The organism is Posidoniimonas corsicana, from assembly GCF_007859765.1.
GTDB lineage: Bacteria > Planctomycetota > Planctomycetia > Pirellulales > Lacipirellulaceae > Posidoniimonas > Posidoniimonas corsicana.
In genome coordinates this window covers 2,054,310-2,081,042 of record NZ_SIHJ01000001.1, presented here as the reverse complement: position 1 = coordinate 2,081,042, position 26,733 = coordinate 2,054,310, and the positions used below count along the sequence as shown (strand labels likewise).

The 26,733-nt window shown below is 67.2% G+C and carries 22 protein-coding genes; 14 read left to right on the top strand and 8 right to left on the bottom strand.

Translation table 11 applies throughout. The features are described 5' to 3' along the window. Positions 1 to 37: 37 nt before the first annotated feature. On the top strand, positions 38 to 757 hold the full coding sequence (locus KOR34_RS07920) for a DUF998 domain-containing protein (RefSeq protein ID WP_146563763.1): 720 nt from the start codon (positions 38 to 40) through the stop codon (positions 755 to 757). Positions 758 to 814: 57 nt separating this feature from the next. Here KOR34_RS07920 and KOR34_RS07915 read toward each other — a convergent pair whose 3' ends face one another. After that, the gene (locus tag KOR34_RS07915; RefSeq protein WP_146563761.1) at positions 815 to 1,354 is read right to left on the bottom strand and encodes a hypothetical protein; all 540 of its coding nucleotides are present in this window, start codon (positions 1,352 to 1,354) and stop codon (positions 815 to 817) included. A 284-nt stretch (positions 1,355 to 1,638) separates the two neighbouring features. Here KOR34_RS07915 and KOR34_RS07910 point away from each other — a divergent pair, with 284 nt between their 5' ends. The 4 genes from KOR34_RS07910 to KOR34_RS07895 all read left to right on the top strand — a co-directional run bounded on the left by KOR34_RS07910 (position 1,639) and on the right by KOR34_RS07895 (position 5,931). Continuing rightward, complete coding sequence (locus KOR34_RS07910) at positions 1,639 to 2,280, top strand: hypothetical protein (protein ID WP_146563759.1); 642 nt, start codon at positions 1,639 to 1,641, stop codon at positions 2,278 to 2,280. A gap of 49 nt (positions 2,281 to 2,329) precedes the next feature. Continuing rightward, complete coding sequence (locus KOR34_RS07905; protein ID WP_146563757.1) at positions 2,330 to 3,985, top strand: flotillin family protein; 1,656 nt, start codon at positions 2,330 to 2,332, stop codon at positions 3,983 to 3,985. Between the two features lie 87 nt (positions 3,986 to 4,072). Beyond that, complete coding sequence (locus tag KOR34_RS07900; protein WP_146563755.1) at positions 4,073 to 4,507, top strand: zinc ribbon domain-containing protein; 435 nt, start codon at positions 4,073 to 4,075, stop codon at positions 4,505 to 4,507. A 92-nt stretch (positions 4,508 to 4,599) separates the two neighbouring features. Then, on the top strand, positions 4,600 to 5,931 hold the full coding sequence (locus tag KOR34_RS07895; RefSeq protein WP_146563753.1) for a DUF2254 domain-containing protein: 1,332 nt from the start codon (positions 4,600 to 4,602) through the stop codon (positions 5,929 to 5,931). Here KOR34_RS07895 and KOR34_RS07890 read toward each other — a convergent pair. Together KOR34_RS07890 and KOR34_RS07885 are read right to left on the bottom strand one after the other, a co-directional pair. Then, positions 5,920 to 7,755, bottom strand: coding sequence for an ABC transporter ATP-binding protein (locus tag KOR34_RS07890; RefSeq protein WP_146563751.1), 1,836 nt, complete (start codon positions 7,753 to 7,755; stop codon positions 5,920 to 5,922). The two genes, KOR34_RS07895 and KOR34_RS07890, sit on opposite strands and share 12 nt — an antisense overlap. Positions 7,756 to 7,990: 235 nt before the next feature. Further along, positions 7,991 to 8,338, bottom strand: a complete 348-nt coding sequence (locus tag KOR34_RS07885; RefSeq protein ID WP_146563749.1) for a hypothetical protein — start codon at positions 8,336 to 8,338, stop codon at positions 7,991 to 7,993. A 146-nt stretch (positions 8,339 to 8,484) separates the two neighbouring features. Here KOR34_RS07885 and KOR34_RS26565 point away from each other — a divergent pair, with 146 nt between their 5' ends. Beyond that, the gene (locus KOR34_RS26565) at positions 8,485 to 9,219 is read left to right on the top strand and encodes a pentapeptide repeat-containing protein (protein WP_197531246.1); all 735 of its coding nucleotides are present in this window, start codon (positions 8,485 to 8,487) and stop codon (positions 9,217 to 9,219) included. A 1-nt stretch (position 9,220) separates the two neighbouring features. Then, on the top strand, positions 9,221 to 9,709 hold the full coding sequence (locus KOR34_RS07875; protein WP_146563747.1) for a GNAT family N-acetyltransferase: 489 nt from the start codon (positions 9,221 to 9,223) through the stop codon (positions 9,707 to 9,709). A 92-nt stretch (positions 9,710 to 9,801) separates the two neighbouring features. Here the strand turns inward: KOR34_RS07875 and KOR34_RS07870 are convergent, their stop codons facing one another. Continuing rightward, the gene (locus tag KOR34_RS07870; RefSeq protein ID WP_146563745.1) at positions 9,802 to 11,037 is read right to left on the bottom strand and encodes a hypothetical protein; all 1,236 of its coding nucleotides are present in this window, start codon (positions 11,035 to 11,037) and stop codon (positions 9,802 to 9,804) included. Positions 11,038 to 11,479: 442 nt separating this feature from the next. On the opposite strand from KOR34_RS07870, the gene KOR34_RS07865 reads away from it, so the two are divergent. Together KOR34_RS07865 and KOR34_RS07860 are read left to right on the top strand one after the other, a co-directional pair. After that, positions 11,480 to 11,896 carry a hypothetical protein gene (locus KOR34_RS07865; protein ID WP_146563743.1) on the top strand — a complete coding sequence of 139 codons (417 nt, stop codon included), beginning with the start codon at positions 11,480 to 11,482 and terminating at the stop codon, positions 11,894 to 11,896. Between the two features lie 30 nt (positions 11,897 to 11,926). Continuing rightward, positions 11,927 to 12,841: a DUF1559 domain-containing protein gene (locus KOR34_RS07860; RefSeq protein WP_146563741.1), complete on the top strand. Its 915-nt coding sequence runs from the start codon at positions 11,927 to 11,929 to the stop codon at positions 12,839 to 12,841. A gap of 12 nt (positions 12,842 to 12,853) precedes the next feature. Here KOR34_RS07860 and KOR34_RS07855 read toward each other — a convergent pair whose 3' ends face one another. From KOR34_RS07855 to KOR34_RS07845, 3 genes are read right to left on the bottom strand one after another with little or no spacing between them, the layout of a single operon-like run. Then, complete coding sequence (locus KOR34_RS07855; protein ID WP_146563739.1) at positions 12,854 to 14,092, bottom strand: hypothetical protein; 1,239 nt, start codon at positions 14,090 to 14,092, stop codon at positions 12,854 to 12,856. 33 nt (positions 14,093 to 14,125) lie between these two features. Next, positions 14,126 to 15,028 carry a hypothetical protein gene (locus tag KOR34_RS07850; protein WP_146563737.1) on the bottom strand — a complete coding sequence of 301 codons (903 nt, stop codon included), beginning with the start codon at positions 15,026 to 15,028 and terminating at the stop codon, positions 14,126 to 14,128. Then, on the bottom strand, positions 15,021 to 15,548 hold the full coding sequence (locus KOR34_RS07845) for an RNA polymerase sigma factor (RefSeq protein WP_146563735.1): 528 nt from the start codon (positions 15,546 to 15,548) through the stop codon (positions 15,021 to 15,023). Before KOR34_RS07845 ends, KOR34_RS07850 begins: the two co-directional genes overlap by 8 nt. Positions 15,549 to 15,844: 296 nt before the next feature. Here KOR34_RS07845 and KOR34_RS07840 point away from each other — a divergent pair, with 296 nt between their 5' ends. From KOR34_RS07840 to KOR34_RS07830, 3 genes are all read left to right on the top strand, one after another. After that, a complete protein-coding gene (locus KOR34_RS07840) occupies positions 15,845 to 17,113 on the top strand; it encodes a glycosyltransferase family 87 protein (protein ID WP_146563733.1) in 1,269 nt (422 codons plus the stop codon). A gap of 188 nt (positions 17,114 to 17,301) precedes the next feature. After that, positions 17,302 to 19,176: a glutamine--fructose-6-phosphate transaminase (isomerizing) gene (glmS, locus tag KOR34_RS07835; protein WP_146563731.1), complete on the top strand. Its 1,875-nt coding sequence runs from the start codon at positions 17,302 to 17,304 to the stop codon at positions 19,174 to 19,176. A gap of 180 nt (positions 19,177 to 19,356) precedes the next feature. Continuing rightward, positions 19,357 to 20,478: a PEP-CTERM sorting domain-containing protein gene (locus tag KOR34_RS07830; protein WP_146563729.1), complete on the top strand. Its 1,122-nt coding sequence runs from the start codon at positions 19,357 to 19,359 to the stop codon at positions 20,476 to 20,478. 5 nt (positions 20,479 to 20,483) lie between these two features. Here the strand turns inward: KOR34_RS07830 and KOR34_RS07825 are convergent, their stop codons facing one another. Beyond that, positions 20,484 to 22,802 carry a glycoside hydrolase family 31 protein gene (locus KOR34_RS07825; protein ID WP_197531244.1) on the bottom strand — a complete coding sequence of 773 codons (2,319 nt, stop codon included), beginning with the start codon at positions 22,800 to 22,802 and terminating at the stop codon, positions 20,484 to 20,486. 124 nt (positions 22,803 to 22,926) lie between these two features. On the opposite strand from KOR34_RS07825, the gene KOR34_RS07820 reads away from it, so the two are divergent. Continuing rightward, positions 22,927 to 23,973, top strand: a complete 1,047-nt coding sequence (locus KOR34_RS07820; protein ID WP_197531243.1) for a pentapeptide repeat-containing protein — start codon at positions 22,927 to 22,929, stop codon at positions 23,971 to 23,973. Continuing rightward, the gene (locus KOR34_RS27090) at positions 23,924 to 26,440 is read left to right on the top strand and encodes a pentapeptide repeat-containing protein (protein ID WP_228714652.1); all 2,517 of its coding nucleotides are present in this window, start codon (positions 23,924 to 23,926) and stop codon (positions 26,438 to 26,440) included. The genes KOR34_RS07820 and KOR34_RS27090 overlap by 50 nt, the downstream gene beginning before the upstream one ends. Positions 26,441 to 26,733: the final 293 nt, after the last annotated feature.

The following is a 26,733-nucleotide window of genomic DNA, read 5'->3' as shown; positions in this document are numbered from 1 at the left end:
CCCCGCACCGAACCGACCCCTGCGCACGTTGCAGCGAATGGCAGCCGACCCCTTCCCAGCCAGGACGCACCCGCTGGTCATCTCGTACGTCGCGGTCCGCCGTGCGATCGGCGTCAGCGGGCTGGCGCTGCCCGTCGCCCTGGGGCTGGGTGGGTGGCTCTTCTTCGGCGTCGAGCTGCAGGACAACCTCAGCAGCTACTACCACACGCCGCTGCGGAACCTGTTTGTCGGCGTGCTGTGCGCGATCGGCGTGTTCCTGTACTGCTACAAGGGGCACGACTGGGTCGAGGACTGGACCGCCAACCTGGGCTGCGCTTCGGCGCTGGGCGTGGCGTTCTTCCCGCTGGACCCCAACAGCGACCCCCTCTACCAGGAGTCGCTGACCGGCTACGTCCACAGCCTGTGCGGCGGGGTGTTCTTCACGACGCTGGCCTTCTACTCGCTGTTCCACTTCCCGACCACCAACGACGCCAACGACGAACGAGAGCCGCACGAGCGGACCCGCGACCTCGTCTACCGCACCAGCGGGGTCGTGATCCTGCTGTGCATGCTGGCGATGGCCTACTACCTATTCCTGCTGCGGGGCGACTGGCGGGCGGTGGCCGATCGCTACAACGCGCTGTTCTGGCTCGAGTCGCTGGCCGCCTGGGCGTTCGCCGCGGCGTGGCTGACCAAGGGCCGCGCCATCATTGCCGACCTGGCGATCGAAGTCATGGCGCAGACGCAGGAGAAGCTTAAGCTGGGCGAGCGGGAGTAGGCTTAAGCGTTGACTTCAACGTGAGGCCTGAAGGCCGGACTCCCTCCGCCTGGCGGGCTACTCGCCCGCGACGCTCGCCAGCGTCTGCTTGAGGTCGCGACGCGTCGAGCGGCTGTACTCGATGTCGAACCACAGGATCTTGCCGGCCGCGTCCAGCACGTAGACGCGCGGCTGGCGGCCGCTGCCGAGCTTGGCGAACTGCTCGCCGGTCGGGTCGCCCACTATTGCCAGCGGCGAGCCCTTGGGGAGCTTCGCGGGGCTGTTGCCCGTCTTCACCACAACGACTTCCACGCCCTTCTCTCCGTAGGGCTTGAGCACGTCGCCCGGCAGGTCTTGCAGCAGGGCGGGGTTCATCCAGTGCTGGTAGCCGACCACCGCGACCACGGTCGCCTTCTTGCCGAGCAGGCTCTTGAGCTCAACCTGCCCCTGGTCGCCCGTCAGCGTCAGCGCGGGCAGCGCGTCCCCGACGTCGACCTGGCACATCGCCTGGTGCTGCGCGGAGAGGACCACCTTGGGGATTTCAGCGTCCGCGGTCGCCGCGAGAAGGGTCAGCGCCAGCACGGCGGCCACACGGGTCGGGCTCAGGGGATTCGTCATAGGCGTCATTGTCGGAGCCGCCCGGCCGATCGTCAACGGCGGCAGCCCGCCGCCGTTTGGGCCGTAAACCGGCCGTCGCGGTCGGCGGTCCACGGCGCCGCGTGCGGTTTTTTGACAGCGCGTGGATAAAGAGTAGGATTCACCGAGATGCACCCCCACGGTCGGCGGCGGAATCTTCGCAAGATGGCGTGCGGCCCGGCGAATAGCTGCTGACGATCGCCTCGGGGCGATTCTCCTACCATCCCTCAGGATCGGCCGGGCACGAACCCGGCGGAGCGTGCGTCATGTTGGACCTGCTGTTCATTATCTGCGCGGCGTTTGGCGGCACCGTCCTGGTGATCCAGTTCGCGTTGATGCTGCTCGGTTTCAGCGACGACTTTGACGCGGACCTCGACGCCGACGTGGACGTCGAGGCCGATGCGGGCGTCGACGGCGACCACCGCACCAGCGTGGGCGACGCGGCGGACGCCGACTTCGACCACCCGGACACCGTCTGGCTGTTCCAGATGCTGTCGCTCAAGGGGATCGTGGCGGCGCTGACATTCTTCGGGCTGAGCGGCCTGTGGGCCCGGTCCACCGGCATGTCGGCGGGACCGACCATCCTGGTCGCGAGCGGCTTTGGCTTTGCCGCGATGTACGTCATCTACTGGCTGATGAAGCAACTCTACAAGCTGCGCACCAGCGGCAACGTCGACATCCGCAACGCCCACGGCCTGACCGGTCAGGTCTACGTGCCCGTGCCCGCCGCGTCCGGCGGCCAGGGGAAGGTGATGCTGACGATCCAGGGCCGGACCATGGAGTACGAAGCGATCACCGACGAGGCCGAAGGACTGGCGACCGGCGAAGACATCGTGGTGACCGAGGTTCTCGACGGCGATCGGGTGCGAGTCGCCCGCCTGCATTTCCCCACCCAAGCCGGCGTCTGACCAGCGGGTCGTCCGCCGCAACGCACACCAACTCAACAGGCAAACGCTCATGAACGCCAGCACGATCCTACTAGCCGATATCCTTGGCATCCCGTCCCACATCTTCGCGGTGGCGATGGTGGTCGCGGCGGCGATCCTGTTCCTCAGCCTGCTGATCTTCGTCGCCAAGTTCTACAAACGCTGCTCCAGCAACCAGGTGCTGGTCATCTTCGGTAAGACCGGCAAGGGCCAGGCGGCCAAGACCGTGCACGGCGGCGCGGCGTTCGTCATCCCGCTGATCCAGGACTACCGCTACCTGAGCCTGGACCCGATCCAGATCGAGATCCCGCTGCGGGGCGCGTTGTCGATCGAGAACATCCGCGTGAACGTGCCCAGCGTGTTTACCGTGGCCGTGGGCACCACGCCCGACGTGATGACCAACGCCGCGATCCGCCTGCTGGAGCTTTCGACCAACGACATCCGGAAACAGGCCGAGGAGATCATCTTCGGCCAGCTGCGGCAGGTGGTCGCCTCGATGGGCATCGAGGACATCAACCGCGACCGCGACGCTTTCCTCTCGCACATCCAGAACTCGGTCGAGCCGGAACTGAAGAAGATCGGCCTCGTGCTGATCAACGTCAACATCACCGACATCACCGACGAGTCGGGCTACATCGACGCTATCGGCCGCAAGGCGGCCGCCGAGGCGATCCAGTCCGCCCGCGCCGACGTGGCCGACGAGGAGAAGCGGGGCGAGATCCGCGTCGCCGACGCCGAGCGGGAGAAGGTCGTCTCGGTGGCCAACGCCACCAAGCTGCGTGAGATCGGCACCCGCGAGGCTGAGCGGGAGCAGGCCGTGCGACTGGCGGAACTGCAGAAGGAGCAGACCGTCGGCGAACGCGCAGCCGACTTCCAACGCGAGATGCAGGTCAAGGACGCCGAACGCGAGAAGCGTGTCGCCGTGGCCGAGGCCAACGCGTCAGCGGTCGACGGCGAGAACATCGCCGAGGCGAAGGTCGCCAAGTCGCAGGCCACGCTGCTGGTCGAGCGGGCCGAGGCCTACGAACGAGGCGAGGCCCGCAAACGCGAGGCCGAGGCCGCCGTCATCGAGATCCAGAACCGCGCCATGGCCAAGGCCGCGCTGGCCGAGGCCGAGCGCGTCGAGGCCGAGAAGCGGGCCGAGCTCGAGGCGCCCGCCAAGGCCGAGAAGGCGCGGATCGTGGTCGAGGCCGAGGCCGAGGCCGAGAAGCGTCGCCTAGAAGCGCAGGGCGAGGCGGCCGCCATCTTCGCCCGCCTCGAGGCCCAGGCCCGCGGCGAGTACGAGATTCTGGCCAAGAAGGGCGAGGGCCTGAAGCAGATTGTCGCAGCGTGCGGTGGCGCCCGCGAGGCGTTCCAGCTGATGATGCTGGAGCACCTGGACAACCTGGCCGAGAGCTCGGCCAAGGCGATCAGCAACATCAAGTTTGACAAAGTCGTGGTGTGGGAGAACGGCGGCAAGAACGGCCGCACCAGCACGGCCGACTTCCTCAACGGCATGGCCGGCACGCTGCCCCCGATGATGAGCGTGCTGAAGGACATCGGCGGCGTGGAGATCCCCGAGAGCCTGGCCAAGCTGGCCGGGGCCGAGGACTCCAAGACCGACGCCAAAGCCAAGGCCGAGGGGAACGGCGTCGCCACGGCGGCGGCCGACCCCGAGGGGCCAACCGACCTGCCGCCGCGGGGGTAGGGCTGCGGACCCGCGGGTCAGCCAGGTATATTCACACGCACCGGTTGAGAGTGCCGCCCGCTAACCATCAGCACGTGCTGGCCAGCAATGCCCACCACAGCCTGCCGCGACTGCCAGCACGAAGTCAGCACGGCCGCGCTCTCATGCCCGCACTGCGGCGCGTTCTACCCGTTCCAAGCGGAGTGGGACGGCTGGGGTTACGAATGGAAGAGCAAGACCACAATTGCTGGCCTGCCGCTGGTGCACGTGGCCTTCAAGTATCGGCAGAACATGCGACCGGTGGTCGCCAAGGGCTGGATCGCGATCGGCCAGTTCAGCTACGGCTTCCTGAACATCTCGCAGTTCGGGCTGGGTCCGTTCGCCATCAGCCAATTCGCACTGGCCGGGGCGGCGCTGAGCCAGATCTCTGTCGCGGCGGTGTCCGTCTCACAGTTGACCGCCGCCTTCTACGGCGTCTGCCAGGCCGGGGTGGTGTACGACGGGTTTGGCATGCAGATCCTGCGGATCAAGGACCTGCTGTAGTAGCGTCCGGCGCGCCGCTACTCGTTATCGCCTGGGGTTGGGCCTAGACTGGAGAGTCGCCCGCTACTCACCGCCACCCGTCAGACCAGTCGATGAACGCCTACCTCCTGAACCTCTGGGATAAGGCCCGCAATAGCTACTGGTTCGTCCCCGGCGCGATTGCGCTGTGCGCGCTGACGCTGGCCATCGTGCTGCCGCTGGTCGACAGGGCGATCGGGCCCGACGAGGACCGCCTGCCCGACTGGATCCGCACCACCACCGAGACCGCTCGGGCGACCCTCTCGGCGATGGGGGGCGCCATGATCACGGTGACCGGCACCGTGTTCTCCATCACCATCGTGACGCTGTCGCTCACTTCGCAGCAGTTTGGGCCCCGGCTGCTGCGGCGGTTCATGCACGACCTCACCACCCAGGTCACGCTCGGCGTGTTCCTCTCTACCGGGTTCTACTGCCTGCTGCTGCTCAGAGTCGTGGAGAGCCGCGAGGACGGGCTGGTCGCGCCGCACCTGTCCGTGCTGGCCGGCGTGGTGTTCACGGTGCTCAGCATGATGATGCTGATCGTGTACATCCACCACGTTGCGGTCCTGATCCAGGCGCCCAATGTGGTGGCCTCCGTCGCGGCCGACCTGGACGACGCCATCGACCGGATGTTCCCCGAGCGGCTCGGCGAGGCCGACGACAAGCAACCGCGGCGCGAGCCCGCGCAGCCCCCCGACAGCCAGGGCCTGGTGCTCCGCTCCAGCAAGGAAGGCTACATGCAGGCGCTCGCCGCCGACAGCCTGATGGAGTGGGCCCGGCGCGACGACCTGGTGGTCCGCCTGCGCTCGCGCCCCGGCAGTTTTGTCGCCCGCGACGCGCCGGTCGCCGAGGTGTGGCGCCGCCAGCCGACCGACGACACGCGGGAGGACCTGCAGCGTCGGTTCAACGAGCTGTTTATCGTCGGGGAGCGGCGCACCCCGCGGCAGGACGTTGAGTGCGCTGTGGACGAGCTTGTGGAGGTCGCCGTGCGGGCGCTCTCACCCGGCGTGAACGACCCGTTTACCGCCGTGAACTGCGTGGACCGGCTGGGCGCGTCGCTGGCGCGGTTCGCCCAGCGGCGGATCCCGCCCGCCGAGCGGCACGACGACGACGGCGTGCTCCGGGTGATCGCCCGCCCGATCGCGCTGGACAACATGCTCGAGGCGGCCTTCAACCAGATCCGGCAGTACGGGCGCGACAGCGTGGCGGTGACGATCCGCGTGCTCGAGGCCCTTGCTACGATCGCGGACCGCGTCGCCACGCCCGCGGACCGCGACGCCGTGCGCGCCCACGCCGAGATGGTGGTCCGCGGCGCCGAGACCCTGCCCGAGGAGTTCGACAAGCACGGCATCCGCGATCGGTACGAGCAGGTGCTGGCGACGCTGGGCAACGCGTCACAGCGTTGACAGAAGGTCGCTGTGCATCGCGTCGCGCTGGCGGGTGACCATGTCAAAGTAGGCGCCGCGGGCGGCGAGCAGATCGTCGTGGGTCCCGCGTTCAATGATCCGGCCCTGCTCCATCACCAGGATCACATCCGCGCTGGCGACCGTCGACAGGCGGTGGGCGATGACAAACGTGGTGCGGCCGTGCATCAGGTCGTCCAGCGACTGCTGGATGAGTTGCTCGCTCTCGGTGTCGAGGTTGCTGGTCGCCTCGTCCAGGATCAGGATCTTCGGGTCGGCCAGCAGCGCCCGGGCGATCGACAGCCGCTGGGCCTGCCCGCCCGACAGCCTCACGCCGCGCTCGCCGATCACGGTGTCGTAGCCGGCGGGCATCTCGCTGATGAACTGGTGCGCGTTGGCCCGGCGGGCGGCCTCGACGACCTCCTCCTCGGTCGCTTTAGGGCGCCCGTAGGCGATGTTGCTGCGGATGGTCCCGTCGAAGAGGAACACCTCCTGCTGCACCACGCCCAGCAGGTTACGGTAGCTGGCCAGCTTCAGGTCGCGGAGGTCGCGCCCGTTGAGGGTGATGGCGCCGGAAGTGGGGTCGTAGAACCGGGCCACGAGGTCGGTGACGGTGGTTTTGCCGGCGCCGCTGCGGCCGACCAGCGCCACCACGCTTCCGCCCGGCACGGTCAGGTCGAAGTCGCTGATCACCGGCTCGCCGGCGGTGTACTCGAACCCGACGTGGTCGAACCGCAGCTCTTGGACCTCCGTCGGCGCGGCGACCGCGTCGGGCCGGTCGGGCTTGTCGATCGGCGACTCGATTACCTCGAACACCCGCTCCATGCCGGCCAGCGAACGCTGCAGCTCGGAGAAGGAGTTGACGATCGCCCACACCGGCTCCAGCAGCATCAGCGTGTACCACTGGAAGGCCATGATGTCGCCCACCGTGGCCTTGCCGAAGATCTGCATCGCGCCGCCCATCCAGATGATCACCACGTTGACCGACGCCAGCAGGAATCCCCAGCTGCTCCACAACAGGATCTCGCGCCAGTGCGCGAACAGCTGCTTGCGGGCGATGGTGTTGCGCCCTCCGAGGTAGGTCGCCTCCTCGTTGACCTCCCGCTGGAACGAACGCACCACGCGGATGCCGCCGAAGGTCTCGCTGACGCGGGCGTCGATCGCGGCGTTCTCCTCGCGCATCGAGCGGTAGATGGGCCGCACCCGCTGGGCGATGGTCAGGCTCAGCAGCAGCGCGGGGGGCAGCACCACCATCGCCGCCAGCGCCAGCTTCCAGTTGATCGACAGCAGAATGCCCAGCGCCACCAGCAGCCGCACCAGCGACACGCTCGGTGAGATGATAGCCAATTGCAGCAGGCCGGTGGTGCGGTCGATGTCGCCGCTGAGGCGGCTGATGATGCCGCCGGTTTTCATGTCGTTCAGCTCGGCGAGGGGCAGGCCCAGCATCCGATTGAACAGCGCCCGGCGCAGCGACAGCAGCACCTTCACGTTCAGCAGCCGCTGCTGGAAGTTGCGGGTAGCCTCCAGGAACCGGGACAGGACAATCACCCCCAGGAAAACGGCGCCCACCACGTGCAGATGGCTCAGCCGCTGGCCGGTGGTCATCGACTCGTTGAGCAGGACCTCGTCGATGATGTGCCGCATGAACAGCGGCTGGGCCATGTCCAGCACCGCGATCACCAACGCCAGCGATCCCAGCGCAACCACGGTGTTGCGGTACGGGCTGAGCCACCGCAGGTACATGCCGAGGTACTTGCGGCGTTGGGCTTTGTCCTTGGGTTTGCGGCGTTTCTTGACCGATTGATCGCGCGAGGCGAGCTCGCCCACGCGGCCCTCTCGGTAGGCCTGGCGAAACTCTTCGAAGCGGCGACGGGAACTCTGGCGGGTAGGCAAAACAGCGGGGGGGAGCGCGGCCCGCGCCCCCAATCGAGGTGGGGAGGGGGCAAGAATCGGCCAGCGGCCTACGCCCGCCGGGCCCCCCAGAAACCGGCGCAGCAGCAGACGCGGAAATGATAGGCGCAAAGGCGCGAAAAGTGGAGCTTTTTTCCGGATGGCCGCGCCTTCAGCAGAATCGCCGCCACGGGACAACCCACCCAATCAGGTAGCCCGCCGACGCGCCCAGCACGGCCTGCCAGGTGCTGAGAAGCAGGATCACGAGCAATGCCACCCATGTCGGGTAGTCGGGCCCCTGGAGCAACAGCGACACCACTTGCCCCACGTAGGTCCCCAGCAGCGCCCACCACGGTCGCCGCGGCTGCACCAGCACCGCAAGCAGCGTTCCGCCGAACAGCCACAGGTGGTAGATGGGCCAAATCCCGTCCCAGGGTTCGTGATGCCCGGTGAGCTGAACAGCAAACAACCAAATGCTAGCGCTGACCACAAACGCCGCTGCGAATGAAACGGCTGACAATACGCCGCGGGCGTTCGGTGCGCGAGCTGCCCCTGTGTCGTGGACCGGTTCGCTCGGCGCTCTTGGCGACTCGAAGGGATTGTCCATCATGCCGTACACTATACTCGGTTCACCAGAAGCACTCGTCCTTCTACTCTCCCCATGGAATGACCGCACCCTCGTCGGAACCGAAGAAGCGTTGGCGATTCTCGCTTCGCTCTACCCTCACTGGGCTGCTCTTGGTCGCGCTGCTGCTCGGCTGGCGCGCCAGCCTGCTTCGCGAGAAATCCAACGCTGCGAAGCTCATGCGAGAGAACGCCCACCTGCGGGGAGAATTGCAGAACAAGGTTGACCGGTTGGAGGTCCAGCTCGACGCCTACCGGGACCTGCGGGAGCAGAGCCACCCCCTATCTATTGACACAAGGTCGTTGCGCGGGATGCAGATCACTTCAAGTGGCAACATCTTCCAGGCGGCGTTCATCTGCGGGTTCGACCTGAGCGGCGCCCAGCTGACCGGAGGCGGCTCAGCATTTCAGCTCGCGCACTTCGACGAGTCGAATCTCGCGGGGGCGACCCTCGCCGGCGGCGGGGGCTCGTTTCAGGAGGCCTCGTTCGAGAATGCCGATCTGACCAACGCGACGCTCACGGGCGGCAGCGCTTCGTTCCAGGGGGCTTCGTTCAGCCGGGCGAACCTCACGGGCGCGCGGATCAACGTGAGCGCGACATCCGCGTTTCAGCAAGTCAACCTAACCGCGGCGCAGTGCCAGGGCGCTGATCTCTCGGCGCTCGACTCTCAATCGCTTGCCTCGTGCTACTTTGACGATCCGCCCACGTACGATGGTCAAACCCGTTTCCCTGCCGGGTTCAACCCCCGCGAACAAGGCTGGGAGCTCGTGGAGTAAGATGCCCGCTCCGTCCAACTTCTCAATCCGCCGCTACGCCGCCGGCGACGAAACCGCCATCGCGAGCATCTTCTGCCGCGCGATCCACGAGGTCGCCGTTGGCGACTACACGCCGGAGCAGTGCCTTGCCTGGAGCGGCCGGCGGCCCAATGTCGAGCACTGGCGGGAGCGTTGCCGGCGGAAGCGGCCGTTCGTCGCTGAGGTGGAGGGCCGCGTCGCCGGGTTCTGCGAGCTCGACCCGGACGGCCACATCGACTGCCTGTACGTCGACCCCGACTTCATGCGGCGGGGGATCGCGTCGGGCTTGATCCGGCGGGCGATCGACGCCGCGCGTGCGGCCGGCGTCGACCGCGTCTACGTCGAAGCATCGCTGACGGCGCGGCCGGTCTTTGAGCGCGCCGGGTTTCGCGTCGTCGCACAGCAGTCGGTGCAGGTTGGCGACCAGCGGCTCGTCAACTTCCGGATGGAGCGCGCGGCGGACGCGTCGTGAATACACGCCCCGGTAACGACAGCACGCCGCGTGCGACTCAATCGCCCGCGGCGTGCTGGTTGCCCTAGCTCAACACTGAAGCGTGGTCGCGGCTACCGCCGGCGGCGCCCCACGGCGCCGACACAGGCGGCGAACGCCAACAACAGGGCGCCCGGCTCCGGCGCAGCCGACGCGGCGGACGTGCCAGAACCTACGCCATAGTTGGACCGCCAGAGGTCGTAGTCGGCCTGACCAACCGTGCCCCCGCCCGCGCCGTTGCCATTGAGGGCGCCGTCACCCAGGCCGAGGTTATCGCGCCACACGGTGTAGTCGGCGGCGTCGACCGCGCCGTCGACGTTGAAGTCGCCGGCGATGCCGCCTGAGCCCGGCGTGTGCGGGGTGACCGACTCCCAACTCGACCCGACGCGCATCTCGTCGAACAGCATGTCGCCCGGCGCGCGGTTGCCGCTGTCGTTGCCGGCGGACATGCCGAGCGCACCCAGCAGCATGTTGACCCCCGAGTCATCGTCAGCGTACAGGCCCATCACCTTTGCAGCGTTGAGGCTATTGGCGCCTTCTTCTGAGGATAGGTTTGGGTTGACCCACATCTCAACCGTGTCGGCCTGCTCTTCGAGCGTCTCGGCCATTGGGTCTCCGATGCTCACCTTCACCACAACGAAGCGCTGTGTGGCGCCGCCGAACTCGACACCGGTTCCCAGCTGCGCGTCCTCGCCTACAAAGTTCCAGTCGTTCTCGTCGTCGGTGGCGAAGGTGTTGCCAATGATCGCCTGCTCGTCCAGGTTGAGCGGCGGGGGGCCCGTGAAGATTGGCGGCGGGCTGAAGAGGGACAAGTGCGCGTTCCGCCGGTACGGGTTGGCGTCGGCGGGCGCCGCGGGCCAGTATTCCTGGTCGGTCTGCCCCTGCCGCTGCCCGATGAACGAGATGTAGAACGCGTTGCCCGGCCCCCCAACAAGGTCCGACACGGAGCTGCTCAGCCCGGTTCCTTGGATCGGCCGGTAGACCCGCGCGTTGCCCGCTGAGCTGCCGAGCGCGCGCGCCCGCTGCGAGCCAGCAACTTCCAGCACGTTGCCGAATGGGTCGGTGTAGTTGAGCCCGCCGTCCTCGATCGAGACCGTATTGGCCGTTCCGTTGTTGTGCAGGGCCCACGAAGTGTCTGGCAGTAGCTCGTCGAACGTGCCCCAGCCGAAGCCGCTGCCCTGTCCGACGATGTCTCCGTTGGTTAGGTTCTCGAACGGCTCATAGGCGATAAGCCCTTGCGCGTGCGCCGAACTGGCCCACGACATCATCAGCGCTGTCAGCGCAACGGCATTCAACAGTAACGCTCTCATAGAAGAACTCCGCAGGTGAAAAGCGGTGGAAGCCTCGTCCGCTGCGGGCGAGCGCCAGCGGCGCGTGGTGGCAGGGATCGAGTGCGGCGACGACAAGAGAAAGGGATGAGCGATCAACTCTGATGGTCAGCGTAAGCGCATCGCGAGTGCTGCACCTAGCGATAGTGGGCCTGCTTTTCGGTCAACTCACTACGTCTTGCAAGATCAGTCGGCCATCGATTGAATCCGTGCAATGCTCGACTCGCATCGCGATGAAGCGCAACAAGAACGTTTCACATGGTGACTCAAAAGCAGGCGCATGGAGGAAGCGGTCGCGCGGCAATGCTGTTTAGAATGCCCAACGCTCATCCAGCACGCGATCATCGCTGCTGTGGAAACCGTCAACGCGTTCGCGAGACGACAAGCGCCCATGCGAGGCCACTGCTATCACACCCGTTTGTGCGTGCTTGTTGTCGCATCGGTGGTTGGCTGCGGAGAGCAGCCGGCCGAGGTCGTCGCCGACGTCCCGGAGACGCAGAGTCGCTTGATGGCGATCCGCCGCGCTTACGTCGCGTTCACCGAGTCGAACTCGCGACCGCCCCGCAGCGATAAGGAGCTCCTCAGCCAGCTCGGCCAAGGGCAGGGCGCCGAAGCGCTGACCTCTCCGCGCGATGGTCAGCCGCTGAAGATCTTCTACGGGTTCGACGTGCGTCAGGACCTGGACGCCACGGCGGTCGGCCAGACGCTCCCCGCGCTGGCCTACGAGCAGACCGGCGTCGACGGCGCCCGCTGGGTGCTGACCGTGTCCGGCGCGATCCACGAGCTGGGCGAGGAGGACTTCGCCAAGGTAACCCCGCCGCCGTCGGCCTCACGACGGTGAACACGCTTCCAATCCTGGAGTCTTGATTCGATGCACCGCCCCCGCCTGCACGCGGCTTTCACGCTCGTCGAACTGTTGGTTGTGATCGCAATTATCGGCGTGCTGATCGCGCTGTTGCTCCCCGCCGTGCAGGCCGCCCGCGAGGCGGCCCGTCGCACCCAGTGCACCAACCACCTCAAGCAGATCGGCCTGGGGATGCACACGCACATGGAAACGTTCAAGGCGTTCCCCTCCGGCGGCTCGGGCATCCAGCCCCCCCGCACGATGAGCAACGGCCGCCCGGCGGGCTACAAGACCCAGGCGTGGTCGTGGTCGTACCAGCTGCTCCCCTTTATCGAGGAGCAGGCCCTGTGGGAGAACGAATCGGACGCGTACATCGCGCGCACCCCGGTCGAGGGCTACTTCTGCCCCACCCGCCGCCGACCGATCGCGCTGACCGGCGGCCCCTGGCAGGTGTTTGACGATCCGCGGGCGATGATCGACTACGCCGCCAACGCCGGCCCGGCCGATGGGATCACGAGCGGGACGGGGGGCGAGCTCAACGGGGGCACGTCCGGCGCCATCGCCAGGGGCAAGGCGATCAAGCACAAGGACTTCACCGATGGCTTGTCGCACACGCTGCTGGTCGCCGAGAAGCTGATGAACTCGCGGTTCGTCATCACCGAGTGCCAGGCCAACGACAACTTTGGTTACGTCGGCGGTTTTCAGGACGACGTGGTGCGGTGGGGCATGGAGCCGCCCGAGCAGGACTTCGAGCGGGGCCACTTCTTCCTGTTCCAGCTGTTCCCACGCAACTACAAGTTTGGCTCCGCGCACGTCAGCGCTATGCAGGCCGCGTTCTGCGACGGCTCCGTCCACCGCGTCACGTACTCGGTCGACCAGGAGGTGTTCCGCCGCCTCAGCTCACGCAACGACGGCGAGCCGGTCTCGCAGGCCGACCTGTAGCCGCGGCCCGCATCACTCGATCGACAACAGCAGGTACGCCTGGCGGGTCTCGCCGGCGTCGGCGTCTGGTCCGCCCTTGAGGCTGGCGTTGGGCGAGAAGCTCAGGCCGCCCACCAGCACCGGCTCGCCGATCGGCATCCGGAACGTCGACGCGAAGCGGGCCGTTTCGGTCGCTACGCGGTCGACCGGCGGCGCCAGCTCGGCGCCCGCGGCGGGCGGACCGGCCAGCGGCGCGCGGTCGCCGTCCACCGTCAGGTTGGACGCCAGGTCGACAATCACCGCCTTGCCGTCCGGCAGCACGGTCGGCCGGATCTCGAGCAGCACGCCGAGGTTCACGGTCGAGATCACCGGCTGGTAGCCGACCTTCGACTCCCGCACCGGCGTCGCGTCCGCGACGAACCGAACCGGGACGCGCCCCGTGTTGGAAACCAGCCGGCCCTCGTACTCAAGCGGGTCGACGCTCCCCACCACCGGGATGTACGAGGTCACGCTGTTCTGCTGGGTCCCGCTGACCATGTGGATGAGCTGACCGCTGAAGCAGGTCGCCATCGCCCGCAGGCTGCCGGCGCGGCGGGTGAGTTGTTTGAGCAGCGCCTCGTCGGCGACCTTGGCGCCCACGGCGTTCGGCGCGCTGGTCAGGGCTTCGAGCTCGTCGGAGTTGAGCATCAGCCAACGGGCGTCGATCGAGACCGTCTGGCGTCTGCCGGCGTCCTGTCGGATCATGTTCAGGAGCGCGTCGATCTGCTGATGGATGTCGGCGGTCTGCGAGATGATGAGCATCCCGCCCAGCGGCCGGATCTCGGCCTCGCCACCACCGTTCTCGGACCAGGTCTCGGTGGCGACGCACCCCACGATCGCGTCGATCAATCCGTCCATATCGATTCCGGTGTGCAGCGCTGCGCCGGGGTTCGACGGGCGCGAAGCCATTCCGCCGCCGCCAAACTGGATCGTCCGCACAGGCGGGCCGTACGCGTGGGCCGGGTAGGCGATGTCCTCGATGCTAAAAGCGCCGCCGCCACCGCCTCCCATCCCCCCTCCGCCGCCGCCAAAACCGCCGCCTCCGCCGAAACCACCACCACCCATCAACCGGCCGGACGAGCCGCGATCGGATTGATACGGGTAGTCGGTTACATTCAACACGATGTCCGATACGGGGTAAGTGCGCACAACCAGCCGAGCGTCCTCGGCGTGGGCAAGCGGGGCAGCGGCCAGCAGGACGAGCACGGCAGCACAGGGCGTTAAGCGGGTCATGGCAAACTCCTTGGTTCGGGAATCAGTCAGTCGTTAGATGGCGCCAGCAGACCACCGGGCCTGCGCGGCGTTGAGGAAGCCGAGCAGTCGCGGCTGCTGGGCGGCGTACTCGAAGAACTCTTGGGCGGCGGCGGTCTGGGTGTTGGCCAGCGACCACCACGCCGCCGCGTTGCGGGGGTTGTCGGCGATCGCGTCGATCAGACGGTGGGTCACGTCCTGGCCGCCGATCCTCCCAAGCACCACCGCGGCGGTGCGGCGCTCATCGGGTTCCTCGGCGGAGAGTCCGGCGAAGAACCCGTCGATCACCGCGGGGCTGGTCGCGGCGAGCATCTGTTTGGGCCGGCCGTGCTCCGACCGCACCCCAACCAGGCCCGCGAGCAGCACCGCCACGCGGCGATCGTCGGCTCGGCGGGCGAGCGCGGCGTAGGCTTCGCCTTTGGGCTGCAGCCGCGCGAACCGACGCGCGGCGTCGGCGGGCGGGCCGGCTAGCAGTGTTTCTATCTGCTGATCGATGGTGGGCGGCGTATCGACCTCTGGTTGCGCCGAGTTCAGGTCAACAGCGACCGCCGCCGCGCCTGGCCTGCGCGGCGACTGCGAGTAGAACGCGGCTACCTCGTACGCCGTCGGCGCCCGCGACGCAGGTTCCGTCGGTGGATCGACCGAAGGCGCTTCCGGAACCTCTTGCTCCTGGACCACATCGACCGGGCCAGGGCTGTCGGCAGGCCACCACCACGCGGAGGTCCCCACCGCAGCGAGCACCAGCGCCGCCGCTGCCAGCACGCCCCGACGCCGGGTTCGCGTCGCCTCGCGGCGGCCGGCTTCCTGCCAGAACCGCTCGAGCCGCGCGACGCTCAGCTCGTCGCCGCGCGTTTCCAACGCCTCGCGGACCGCGTGTCGCAGCGGGTCGTCGCCGGGTTGTTGAGAGGGGTCACGCATGTCTGGTTACCGGGTCGATCCCCACGGCAGCCGCCAGCCGCTTGCGGACGGCGTGCAGCGTGGTGTTTACGTTGCTCTCGGTGATCCCCAGGATCTCCGCGGCCTCCGAGGGCGATGCCCCCTCCGCCAGGCAGGTCACCGCGACCTCACGCTGTCGCGGCGGCAGCCGGTCGATCTCAGCCCGCACGTGTTCGGCCAGCTCCGACGACTGGGCGGCTTCCGCCGGCTCGGGCTCGGCACCCGGCGCGTCGAACGCCAGCGCCTGCTCAGGCCGGCCACGGCGGTGCTGGTCGCGGTGCGCATTGACGACAATCCGGAAGAACCACGTGCGGAACGGGGACTCGCCGCGGTAGGTTCGCCAACGGCGGAGCACCCGCACGAGCGCCTCCTGCACAACCTCCTCGGCCGCGGCCGCGTTGCCCGTAAGCCGGGTGGCGAAGGCCAGCGCGGGCGGCAGGTGCTCCAGCACCAGCTGGTCGATGACCCGACGATCGATGGGTTGTCGCTCGCCCGGTCGCATGCCGCCCTTTCCAAGGTTCTGCCCCCTTAGACGCGTGGCGGGGGCCGCATCTTAAGAACAAAACGGGGCCGCCAGAAAAAAAGCCCCGTCGCCCGCCACGCCGTGCCCGGCCCGCTTCGCCGCCGCCAGGCCTGATTATTGCCCGTTGGGCGCGTCGGCGGGCGCGGTTCTGCGTGTCGCGACGGCTGGCGGGCCTGGCCGGGCGAGATCGCCGGACCGCGTCCACGGCTCGCCCGACGGTTGCAAAGTAGGCTTCGGAAAGGACTTACCGCTCCGCCACGCGTCTGCCGCGCCGAATGCCCACCGCCACCTCTACCGCCCGAAGCGCCGCGCCGGCGTCGGCCCTGTCGGCGCCTGCGCTGCTCGCCACTGCGCTGCTCTGCATCGCGGCGGTGCGGCTGGTGGGCACGCTGCCGGGCGCGTGGTCGCGGAACGACTTTGCCCACTACTACCTCTCCGCCCGGGTGCTGCTGGCGGGCGAAGACCCTTACACCGCTTCGCTCGAGCCGTTTTGCGAGCGGTTCGGATTTGAGTTCGACCCGCGGATCGTGACCGGCACCAACCCACCCCCGCTGACGCTGCTGCTGGCGGGCGTGGCGTGGCTGCCGCCGGTCCCCGCCTACGCCGTATGGGCGCTGCTGCAGCTCACCTGCCTGGCAGGCCTGCTCGGCGCGCTCGTGCGTCGCGCGGCGCGCGGCGGGTTCCACGCGTGGAGGTGGGTCGCGATCGGGCTGGTGCTCAATTCCACTGCCGTGTGGAGCAACCTGCACTACTCGCAGGTGCAGCTGCTCGTGGCGATGCTGATCGCCGCTGCATACTTCGACAAACGGCAGGGCCGCCCGTTGCAGGCGGTCGCCGCGGTCGCCGTGGCGGCCGGGCTGAAGATCTACCCCGCTGCGCTGCTGCCGTGGTTTGTGCTGTCCGGCGCCGGTGGGGGGAGGGAGGTTGCCCGACGCACGCTGGTGGCCGCCGCCGTGGGGCTGTCGATCCTGGTAGTCACGGGGCCAGGAGAGTGGCGGTCGTTCGCGACCAACGGGTTGGCCACCGTGCAGAACAGCGTGCACGGCAGCACGTCCAACTACTCCATCCAGTCGGCCGCAATGATCGTCACCGGCGCAGTGGTCGGCCGCCCCCTGCCCGGCGCGGTGATGTTTGAGGTAGCGGCCCTCAGCCGGGTGGCCGCCGCGGGAACGTTGGCGCTGGCCTACCTGCTGGTGTGGCGCCTGCGGCTGCCGCCGCGGCGGGCGATAGGCCTGCTGTGCGTGGCGATGATCGCGGCCAGCCCGGTCTGCTGGTCGCACTACCTGACGCTGCTGATCCTGCCGGTGTGGCTGCTGTGGGAGGAGCTCGGCGGCCGGCGGTGGACCGCCGCTTCGGTCGCGGTCGCGGTGCTGGCGTTGGCTTGCCTGTACTCAGAGCTCGACGCCCCCGTGCCACTGGGCGAGCTGGGTCTCGCCCGCAGCCTGCTGCACTTCTACCCGCTGGTCGTCATGCTCACGCTGGCGGGCCTGCTGGCGCTGTGGCGGGTTCCAAAACCTGACGCAGGAGATTGCTCTGCGGTGTAGCCCGCGTGGAAATCCGCCAACCCACGTTGCAACCTCCTGCGCCAGCCGGCTGTTTATCGCACGCAAGCGGTTGCAGACGGTTGCCGTTCCCGTCCCGGCGACCCTCGAACCAACGTTGGGCTATCCGCAGAATAGGCGTAGAATGGCCTTGCTGACCCCATTTCCACTCGGCGATTGAGAGCAAGCGTATGTGCGGCATTGTCGGTTACATCGGGCCCAAGCAGGCGGCGGACTACCTGATGGAGGGCCTGCGTCGGCTGGAGTACCGCGGCTACGACAGCTCTGGCGTCGTGACGCTGGAGGACTCCGGCGAGCTGGCGGTCACCAAGGCCGCCGGCCGCATCGACAAGCTGGCCGCCCGCCTGCGGGACGCCAGCCACCACGGGGGCCTGGGGCTGGGGCACACGCGGTGGGCCACGCACGGCGCCGCGAACGACGTCAACTCGCACCCGCACCTGGGCGGCGCCGGCGAGGTGGCGTTGGTGCACAACGGCGTGATCGAGAACTTCCGCGCGCTACGCGAACAGCTCGAGGGGATGGGCTACAAGTTCATCACCGAGACCGACAGCGAGGTCGTCGCGCACCTGCTCGCCGCCGAGTACAAGGCCGTGCAGGAGTCGCTGGGCGACGAGCCGACCCAGGACCCCTACGCGCCGCTCGTCGAGGCGGTCCGCGCGACCGTGTCGCAGCTCCGCGGCACCTACGGCCTGGGCGTCGTGTTCCGCGACCACCCGGACGTGATCCTCGCCGCGCGGCTCGGCAGCCCGCTGGTGATCGGCGTGGGGTCGGGCGAGAACTTTATCGCCAGCGACGGCTCGCCGCTGGTGGGCCACACCGACAAGATCACCTACCTATCGGACCACGAGATCGCGGTCGTCACGGCCGACTCCATCCGCCTGCACGACCGCGAGCAGGGCCCCATCACCCACAAGGTGAGCCGGCTTGAGATCGACGAGAGCCAGGTGTCGCTCAACGGGTTCCCCCACTACATGCTCAAGGAGATCTTCGAGCAGCCCGAGACCATCCGCAACGCGATGCGCGGCCGCCTGGACGAGGACGAGGCGACCGCCAAGTTCGGCGGACTGAACCTGACCCCGCGGCAGCTGCAGCGGGTGGACCGCCTGGTGCTCACCGCGTGCGGCACCAGCTGGCACAGCGCGCTATTGGGCGAGTACATGCTGGAGGCCTTCGCCCGCATCCCGGTGGAGGTGGAGTACGCCAGCGAGCTGCGGTACCGCAACCCGCCGCTGTCGACCAACAGCCTGCTGTTCGCCATCACCCAGTCCGGCGAGACCATCGACACCCTGGCCGCGCTGCGTGAGATCAAGCGGAAGGGCCACCCCACGCTGGCCATCTGCAATGTGGTCGGCAGCACCATCGCCCGCGAGGCGGACGGCGGCGTCTACCTGCACGCCGGGCCGGAGATCGGCGTCGCGTCGACCAAGGCGTACACGTCGCAGTGCACGGTGCTCGCGCTGCTCGCGCTGTACATCGGCCGGCTCAACCACCTCAGCTTCGAGGCCGGCCTGCGGATTATCGAGGAGCTCAAGGCGCTGCCCGATCAGGTCGAGAAGGCGCTCGACTGCAACAACGAGGCCCGCCGCATCGCGGCGAAGTACTCCGGCTGCAACAACTTCCTGTACCTCGGCCGGCAGTACAACTTCCCCACGGCGCTGGAGGGCGCGCTGAAGCTCAAAGAGATCAGCTACATCCACGCCGAGGGCTACCCGGCCGCCGAGATGAAGCACGGCCCCATCGCGTTGGTGGACGAGAACACGCCCAGCGTGTTCATCGTGCCGCAGGGCGGGGTGTACCACAAAGTCATCTCGAACATGGAGGAGATCAAGGCCCGCGGCGGCCCGCTGATCGCCGTGGTCGACGACCCGGGCGGCCGCGCCGCCGAGCTGGCCGACGACGTGATCTGCGTCCCGTCGGTGAGCGAGTTCCTGCAGCCCATCGTGGCGGCCGTGCCGCTGCAGCTGCTGGCGTACCACATCGCCGTGCTCCGCGGCTGCGATGTCGACAAGCCGAGGAACCTGGCCAAGAGCGTGACTGTCGAGTAGCGGTCGAGCCACGCCCCGCAGGAGAACGAATAAATCGCTCGATGAGTCAAGGAGGACTCGGTGACACGTAGGCCAAGTCTCCATGCGCCGCGGAAGCTCTCGCTCTGCCTAATTGCGGCCGCATGGGCAGTAGCAGCCGGTGTCGCACCCGCGCATTCGCCACGCTACGCGATCACCGAGGTGAGCGCTGGCGCGTTCGGCGAGACGGCAACCGCCTTGAACGACCACGGCGCCGTTGCGTTCTTCTCGCTGCCAGACGGATTTGACGAGTCCATCCCCCCGCTCGGCGATTTCACCACCCCCGGCAGGGCGTGGCTCTACTCGAAGCAGACTGGCAGCTCGCCACTGATGGGCCTCGGCGGAAACTCTGACGCCGTGCTTGACCTCAACAACTCTGGTCAGGCGGTAGGGCAATCGCGGTCCACGGGGTTCTCTGGCGTCGGGGCCAAAACCGGGGTATGGACCGATGGCGTTTTTACGCCGCTGCCCAACCTCCCCGACGGGCGCCCGCCAACTAACGCGGTAGCGATCAACGATGCCGGCTCTATCGCGCTCACGGAACCACCGCGACAATCTTGCGACTGCCAGTGCAACTGCAGCGAAGCCTACCTGTACTCCGAGTCGAACGGGTATGCATCCGTGCCGTCACTGGGCGGATCCCAGACACGCGCCGCCGACCTAAACGCCGCCGGCGAACTGGTGGGCATGACTTCTACGTCAGATAACTCGACTGACTTCACCTACGAACCCTTCATCTATCGGGATGGCGTTACGAAGAGTCTGGGGTCGCTGGGCGGCCGTCGCGGCGGCGTCTGGGCCATCAACAACCACAGCGAAGCGGTAGGCTTTTCCGAAGACGCCAGCGGGGCGTCTCTCGCCTTCTACTGGAACGAGACATCGGGGATGGCTCGACTCGGTGCGCTCACCTTGGAGGCAACCGCAACCGACATTAACGACCACGGCGAGGTTGTTGGCGTCGACTACCCGTTCGGCAGATCCGACAGCTACTTCAGATCGCAGGCCTTCTACTACAACACGACCATCGGGTTGGTATTGCTACAGGACCTACTGGTTGCAGACCACGATTGGGATGGCCTGGACAGTGCGATCGCGATTAACAACCGGGGGCAGATACTCGGGAGGGGGAGAATCGGTAGCGAGCAGCGGATCTTCCTGGCGTCACCGGTCCCGGAGCCGGGAAGTCTGTTCCTGCTTATCGTACTGACTGGGTGCGGAACGCTGTCGCGGCGCCGCTCTAGTCCACGCTTCAGCGTGCCTAGCGGCCTAAAGGCCGAACTTTAACTGGCCTAGAAGCTTGCCTCACCAGCCCCGTCCTGCACCACCAGCTCAAGCGTCTCGCCGCTGGGCATCAGCTCGACGCGGTATCGCTTGTCCAGCTCTCCCTCCCAGCCGCCCTGCGCCTCCGTTGTGGCCGACAGCCTCTGCGCGGCGTCGTCCCACTTGAAGCGGGTCAGCCCGCAGGCGCCTGCAAGGTAGCTCATGTCGCCCGCGTCCTCGTACAGGGTGAACCCGCCATCGGCGCCGGAATACACGCGGAGGGTGGTCGGCTCATCCACCTCCTGACCGGTGAACTGCCGCAGCGGGTCGACCGGCACGATCGCGCCCGCGCGGGCGTAGATCGGCATCGTGGCCAGGTCGACCTCGCGCTCGACGGTGCGTCCGCCCTCGACCGCCTCGCCGGCCCACCAGTCGTACCAGCTTCCCGCGGGCAAATAGACCGAGCGGCTCGTCGCGTCGGGCTCGTACACCGGGGCGATCAGCAGGTCGCGGCCCCACAGGTACTCGTCGCCCACGCCGCGGGCGTGCGCGTCGTCGGGGTAGTGGACCCACAGCGCCCGCATCATCGGCAGCCCGGCCGAGCGGGCCTGCCAGGCGAGCGTGTAGTTGTAGCTGAGCAGGCGGTACCGCAGCTCGGCGTACTTCTTGGCGACCGGCTCGATCGCGTGGTTGTTGAGGCTCGACTCGAGGGGCGGCGTGTTCGACTCCAGCGGACCGAGTTCCGAAAGCCCCCAGCCCCACGGCAGCCGCGTGTGCCAGGTGCGGCCGTGCGAGCGGAAGCTGGGGCAGAACGCGCCGAACTGGAACCACCGCGCGTAGAGTTCGCCGGTCAGCTCCGGCGTCGGGTAGAAGCCGCCGATGTCCGAGCCCCAGAACGGCGACAAGCTGAGCGAGTGATTGAGTCCCACGGCGATCTGCGCCTCAAGCGTCTTCCAGCTCGAGGTCGTGTCGCCCGACCAGACCCACCCGCCCCACCGCGCGACGCCCAGGTGGCCGTTGCGGTGCAGGCTCCACGGGCGGCGGTTCGGCTGCGAGGAAATGGGGCCCTGGTAGTACAGCTCGTGCCGCTTCATCCGCTCCCACAGGTCGAACCAGTCGCCCTCGTCGGGCCACCACGCGTCGACACCCGCGTTGACCAGGTCGACGTGCTGCCGCCAGTAAGGAGCGATGTGACCGGGGTCCAGGGCCTCGGTATCGGCCGCCGGGATCTGGCCGGTGAGCATCGGCAGCTTGTCGCGGTCCCAGGGGACCATGTGCAGCACCACCTTCACGTCGCGGTCGTGCAGGTCGGCGATCACCTGCTCAGGATCCCGCGTGAACACCTCAGGGTTGAAGTCGAACGACGGCTGCTCCGTGTTCCAACCGCGGGGTGTGAAGCCGGTGCCGAGGTAGATCACCGCGTCCAGCGGGATCTGCTTCTCCCGGAACGTGTCGACGATCTCCACGAGCTGCGCATCGTCCTCCAGCGTGCGGTGCGACTGCATGTAGCCCATCGCCCACCGCGGCGGCAGCGCCGCCCGGCCGGTCAGCGTGGCGACGTCCTGAAAGAACGCCGGCGGGTCGCTCGCGTCAAACACAAACAGGTCGAAGGCGCCCGGCGTGATCGAGTCCATCGGCGGGACGCCCTTGCCGCGGTTCTCCTGCTGGTCGCGCTGCGATTGGCGCATCGCGCCCGCGTCGCGGGCCTCGATCGGCGTGAACACGCCTTCGGCTTCATCGGTCAGGTCGATGGCGCCCCACGGCGTGGGCACAAACAGCGCCCACCCGCCCGTGCCGACGAGCATCGCCACCGGGTTCCGCGAGCCGTACGCGTCCGCCTGCCAGCGGGGCCGCATGCGGTGCACGCGGCCGCGGCGGTCAAACTCCACCGGCAGTTCACGCCACTCGGCGCGGCGCGGCGGACGCGGGCCGCCCTCGCCCATGCCGAGCACCGGCGCGTCGTCCAGGCGGAACCGCAGCCGGCCGCCGTCGTCAAACGTGAGGCGCTGCACGAGTCGATCGCCGTCACGGACCACCACCGTCGGTGGAGCGGGGCGGACCTCCACCTGCAGCGCGCCCACTTGTTCGGTGATCGGCTCTTCCACCTGCTGCACGCTGATGACCGGCTTGGCCTCGGCTTCTGCCTCAACCAGCGCCGGCGTGAACGGCGTTTGAAATGGCGCGTCGACCGGCCGCAGTGTGATGCGGACGGCGTGCTCGCCGGCGGCGCGAACATCGAGCTGCGCCGGCCGGCCGTCCACCTCGAGCGGCTCGGCGCCAGCCACGCCCCCGACTACGATCGAACCGATCAACAGAGCGAGGAACGAAACACGGCAGGAAGTTGGCACGGCGGGCTCCTTGGGGAAACGGTCGGCGTGCATTCTAACCCGCCACGAAACGTTGCACCAAACCGCACCAGCGGCTACCGTAGGAGGATCCTCCTGCGGTCCTTCCTTCTGGCGGTGCTACCTCATGCGACCCCTCTGCCTGCTGCTCTGCGCTGCGCTCGTTGCCTCCCCCGCCGCCGCGGACATTTACGAGTGGGAAGAAGTCAACCCATCGGACCCCAGCAAGGGGAAGCGTGCGAGCTCAACGCTCACGCCGGATGGGGCCGGGGTCGTACTGAACTCGGTGACCAGCATCACCGGCATGGACCTCACCAAGGCGTACTTGCCCGGCGCGATGCTACTTGGATACGACTTGAGCGGGACCGTGTTGACTGGCGGCTACCTGGAGAACGCCAGCCTGCGAAACGCGACATCAACGTCCCGCCTTTGGGCGTCAAGCGCCGACTTCTCCGGCGCCGACCTCACACAAGCCTCATTGCCTTACGCCTTCCTGGGGCGGGCCGAACTTGACGCCGCCAATCTCAGCAACGCGAATCTGGTGGGCGCGACGTTCGAGTATGCAAGCCTACGCGACGCCAACCTCACCGGCTCGGACCTTACTGGGGCTAAGCTCTCCGAAGCGAGACTTGCCGGGGCCAACCTCACCGATGCGTCGATCACCAACGCCGAGCTCCGGCGGACCGACCTTAGCGCCGCCCAGCTCTACTCAACCGCGAGCTACAAGAGCGGCTACTTGGGCGCGCTGTACATTACCGCCGACTTTAGCGGGTGGGACTTCACCGGTCAGGTAATGCGCGACGCAGAGATGATCGGCCAGTCGTTCGAGAACACGGTGTTCGACGGCGCCGACCTGCAAGGCGCGACGATAAGCGCACCCTCTTCACTGACCGTCGAGATGTCGTTCCGTGGGGCAATCCTGTCGGATTCTCGCTTGAACCTCAACAACTGGCGTTCCGTCGACTTTACGAACGCTAACCTAGCAGGCGCCCGAGTGGTCCTGGGATCAGACAGAGCGGTGCTCACCGGCGCCAATGTCGCCCGGGGCGACGCTGATCGATCGGACGGGAAAGACCTTCACGCCCAACGCCCTCGCGACGACCGCCAGCTACCAGTCCGGCGACATGACCCGCATGAACGTCGTCCAGGCGGACCTCTCGGGCGGGAACTTTGATGGCGTCAATCTGTCTGACTCTACCTTCGACAACACCGCTATGCAGAGCTTGTCGATCCGGCAGGGCTCACTTGTTCGGACCTGGCTGCGTGACGCAGACCTGACCGGCAGCGACTTCACGGGCGCCGATCTAACGGACGCGCACCTGTTCAATGCAAAGCTAACAGACGCCCGGTTTGACGACGCCATAATCTGGGGCGCGATGCTCCGAAACAACACGGGCAATGGGATCAACCAACAGCAGTTCGACTCCACCGCCAGCTACCAGAGCGGCGAGTTGGGACCGGTCTCACTCTCGGGCGAAATGCATTCCTGGGACTTCCGCGGCAAGAACCTTAACGGGGCCCACTTCGCCGACGGCAGTGAGCTGCAGGGGGCGCTGTGGGCCGGCGCCGATCTCACGGACGCATCCTTCGGCGGCGTCTCTGGCCTAGTGGGCGTTGACTTCCGTGGAACTCGGCTAAGCGGAGCGGGATTTAGCCGGACCGACCTGTCCGGGACAGACTTCCGTGACGCTGACCTTTCCCGCGTCGGCTTCAACCGAGTCAACCTAAATGGCGCACTTTTGGACGGGGCCACCGCGTCGAGCGTGGATGGGCACAAGGCATCCATCGAGTTCGTACGCTCCGACTTGACCAACGCGATCCTTGCCAACGCCGACCTGCGATCTGCTCACTTCTCAGAAACCGTTGTGACCGGAGCCGACTTCTCCGGCGCCGACCTCCGCCACGCGGAGCTGATCGACGCCCAGCAGTACGGGTTCACTGCCGCCATGCTGCAGTCAACGGGAAGCTACCAGTCGAAAGATCTGACCGGCATCTCTCTCGCCGAGTGGTCGCTGCCAGGCGTCGATTTCACTGACTTCGCGCTAACCGACTCCGACTGGCGGTACACCGACATGACTGGGGCGGTGTTCGTTGGCGCCGACCTGGCACGCGCCGACTTCGGCGCCGCGATCCTGGCTCACACGGACTTCTCCGGCGCTAACCTGAGTCACGCGGTCATCCGAAGCAACTCACTCAGTACGGCTAATCTTAGCGACGCCAACATCGCCCGCGCTACTATTGTGTCATTCAGCCTAGGCCGGCTGACAGCGGCGCAGCTTGAATCGACCCGCAGCCTACAGGAAAAGAACCTGGAGCACGTCCGACTGGAGCATGCCGACCTGACCGGAGTTGATCTGTCCGGCGTCTCCCTCGTCGGCGCGGCGTTTATCAACTGCGCACTGGAAGGGGCCGACTTCACCGACGCCGACATCCGCGGCGCGACCCTGCAGTTCGATAGCGGCGGGATGTCGAACACACAGATAACGTCTACCCGATCGTTTATGGAGAAGGACCTCTCCAACACTGGTATCCCCTACGCCGACCTTAGCGGCCTCGATCTGAGTGGCTTCAACCTGGCAGGCGCCAACCTGTACTCGTCCGTCATGCTCTTCGCCGACCTCACAGGAGCTGACCTTACCGGGGCAGATCTGAGCTGGTCCTACTTGCAAGAAGTCCGTTTCGACGACTCGGTGCTCACCGGCGCCAACCTGTCAACCACGACCTACTTTGGGTTCAGCAGAACCGACCTGTATGATTCGAAGAGCTACCAGGAAGGCGATCTTCGCGACATTGACCTCAGTGGCAACAACTTGAACAACTGGGATTTCACCGAGCAGAACCTGACCGGCGCCAACCTGAGCGGATCCAGTGCAACCGGCGTCGTCCTCGATCGCGCCGATCTACGCCAGGCGACTCTAACCGGCGACATCTCCATGAGTGATTACCGCTACGCCATCTCGCCGACGGGGAAGATCGCCGTGCTCGCCCTTGATGCGGGTCAAACCCTGACGGTCCGCAACGACCCTCGGTTTCGTCTAGACGAGCACGTGGGCAGTGGCGTCGTAGCTGTGTTCGAGACCGACTTCAATGCCGGAGGGACGCTTCGGCTAGTCGTTGACGAAGATCCTTGGCGCTCCACCCTGCGCTTCCAGACCGACGACCAGACAATCGCGCTCAGCGGCGCCCTGTCCCTCGACTTCGACCCCGACGCCAGCCCGGACAATCTAGTGGGGCGAGCGTTCCAGTTCTTCGAGTGGCCCGCCTCACCCAGCGGTTCTTTCGACATCATCACCGGTGAGGGGCACGTCTGGGACCTCTCCCGGCTGTACACCACCGGCGAGGCGACGCTCGTTTCGGTCGATGGGCAGACGCTCACCCTGGCGGGCGACTTCAACCTCGACGGGCGGGTCGACGCGGCGGACTACACCGTCTGGCGGGACAACGTTGGGAGGCCGGTCGGCACGCTGCTCAACGACACCGCCACCGAGGGCCTCATCGGCGACGAACAGTACGCGCTGTGGGCCGCCAACTACGGCAGTGTCCTCGCCGCCGCCCACACGGCGCCCGAGCCCGCCGCGGCGCTGCTGCTATTCACCGCGGTCGGTGTGCACGGCCGCTTCCGGCGGTCGCGTTGGCGCTGACCAATCGCGACAATCGGCCGGCCGGAACCTCGCTATTCCGCCCAGTTCTCTGCTGAAACCAGCCACCGGCTGTGGTCCAATGGAGCGTGAACGAACGTACCCACCGCGGGCGGGCGATCGGTGTATCGCGCGCCGCCGGTTTCGGCTGCGCGGTTGGCGATGAGGAGACAGCACGTAGCGCCGAGGGGTTTTGTCCCCTTAGCGACCACAATCGGACAAAACTCTGCCGGCCTGCTTGGGGGCACTTCACGCAATGGTTTGAATCAAAAGCACTTACGACAACCTAGGGAGAA

Coding starts and splice junctions, on each gene's coding strand:
- glmS (WP_146563731.1), top strand. CDS start 17,302: ATGTGCGGCATTGTCGGTTACATCGGGCCCAAGCAGGCGGCGGACTAC.
- KOR34_RS07820 (WP_197531243.1), top strand. CDS start 22,927: ATGCGACCCCTCTGCCTGCTGCTCTGCGCTGCGCTCGTTGCCTCCCCC.
- KOR34_RS07840 (WP_146563733.1), top strand. CDS start 15,845: ATGCCCACCGCCACCTCTACCGCCCGAAGCGCCGCGCCGGCGTCGGCC.
- KOR34_RS07850 (WP_146563737.1), bottom strand. CDS start 15,028: ATGCGTGACCCCTCTCAACAACCCGGCGACGACCCGCTGCGACACGCG.
- KOR34_RS07905 (WP_146563757.1), top strand. CDS start 2,330: ATGAACGCCAGCACGATCCTACTAGCCGATATCCTTGGCATCCCGTCC.
- KOR34_RS07915 (WP_146563761.1), bottom strand. CDS start 1,354: ATGACGAATCCCCTGAGCCCGACCCGTGTGGCCGCCGTGCTGGCGCTG.
- KOR34_RS07875 (WP_146563747.1), top strand. CDS start 9,221: ATGCCCGCTCCGTCCAACTTCTCAATCCGCCGCTACGCCGCCGGCGAC.
- KOR34_RS26565 (WP_197531246.1), top strand. CDS start 8,485: ATGACCGCACCCTCGTCGGAACCGAAGAAGCGTTGGCGATTCTCGCTT.
- KOR34_RS07845 (WP_146563735.1), bottom strand. CDS start 15,548: ATGCGACCGGGCGAGCGACAACCCATCGATCGTCGGGTCATCGACCAG.
- KOR34_RS07860 (WP_146563741.1), top strand. CDS start 11,927: ATGCACCGCCCCCGCCTGCACGCGGCTTTCACGCTCGTCGAACTGTTG.
- KOR34_RS07920 (WP_146563763.1), top strand. CDS start 38: ATGGCAGCCGACCCCTTCCCAGCCAGGACGCACCCGCTGGTCATCTCG.
- KOR34_RS07910 (WP_146563759.1), top strand. CDS start 1,639: ATGTTGGACCTGCTGTTCATTATCTGCGCGGCGTTTGGCGGCACCGTC.
- KOR34_RS07855 (WP_146563739.1), bottom strand. CDS start 14,092: ATGACCCGCTTAACGCCCTGTGCTGCCGTGCTCGTCCTGCTGGCCGCT.
- KOR34_RS27090 (WP_228714652.1), top strand. CDS start 23,924: ATGACCCGCATGAACGTCGTCCAGGCGGACCTCTCGGGCGGGAACTTT.
- KOR34_RS07895 (WP_146563753.1), top strand. CDS start 4,600: ATGAACGCCTACCTCCTGAACCTCTGGGATAAGGCCCGCAATAGCTAC.
- KOR34_RS07900 (WP_146563755.1), top strand. CDS start 4,073: ATGCCCACCACAGCCTGCCGCGACTGCCAGCACGAAGTCAGCACGGCC.
- KOR34_RS07870 (WP_146563745.1), bottom strand. CDS start 11,037: ATGAGAGCGTTACTGTTGAATGCCGTTGCGCTGACAGCGCTGATGATG.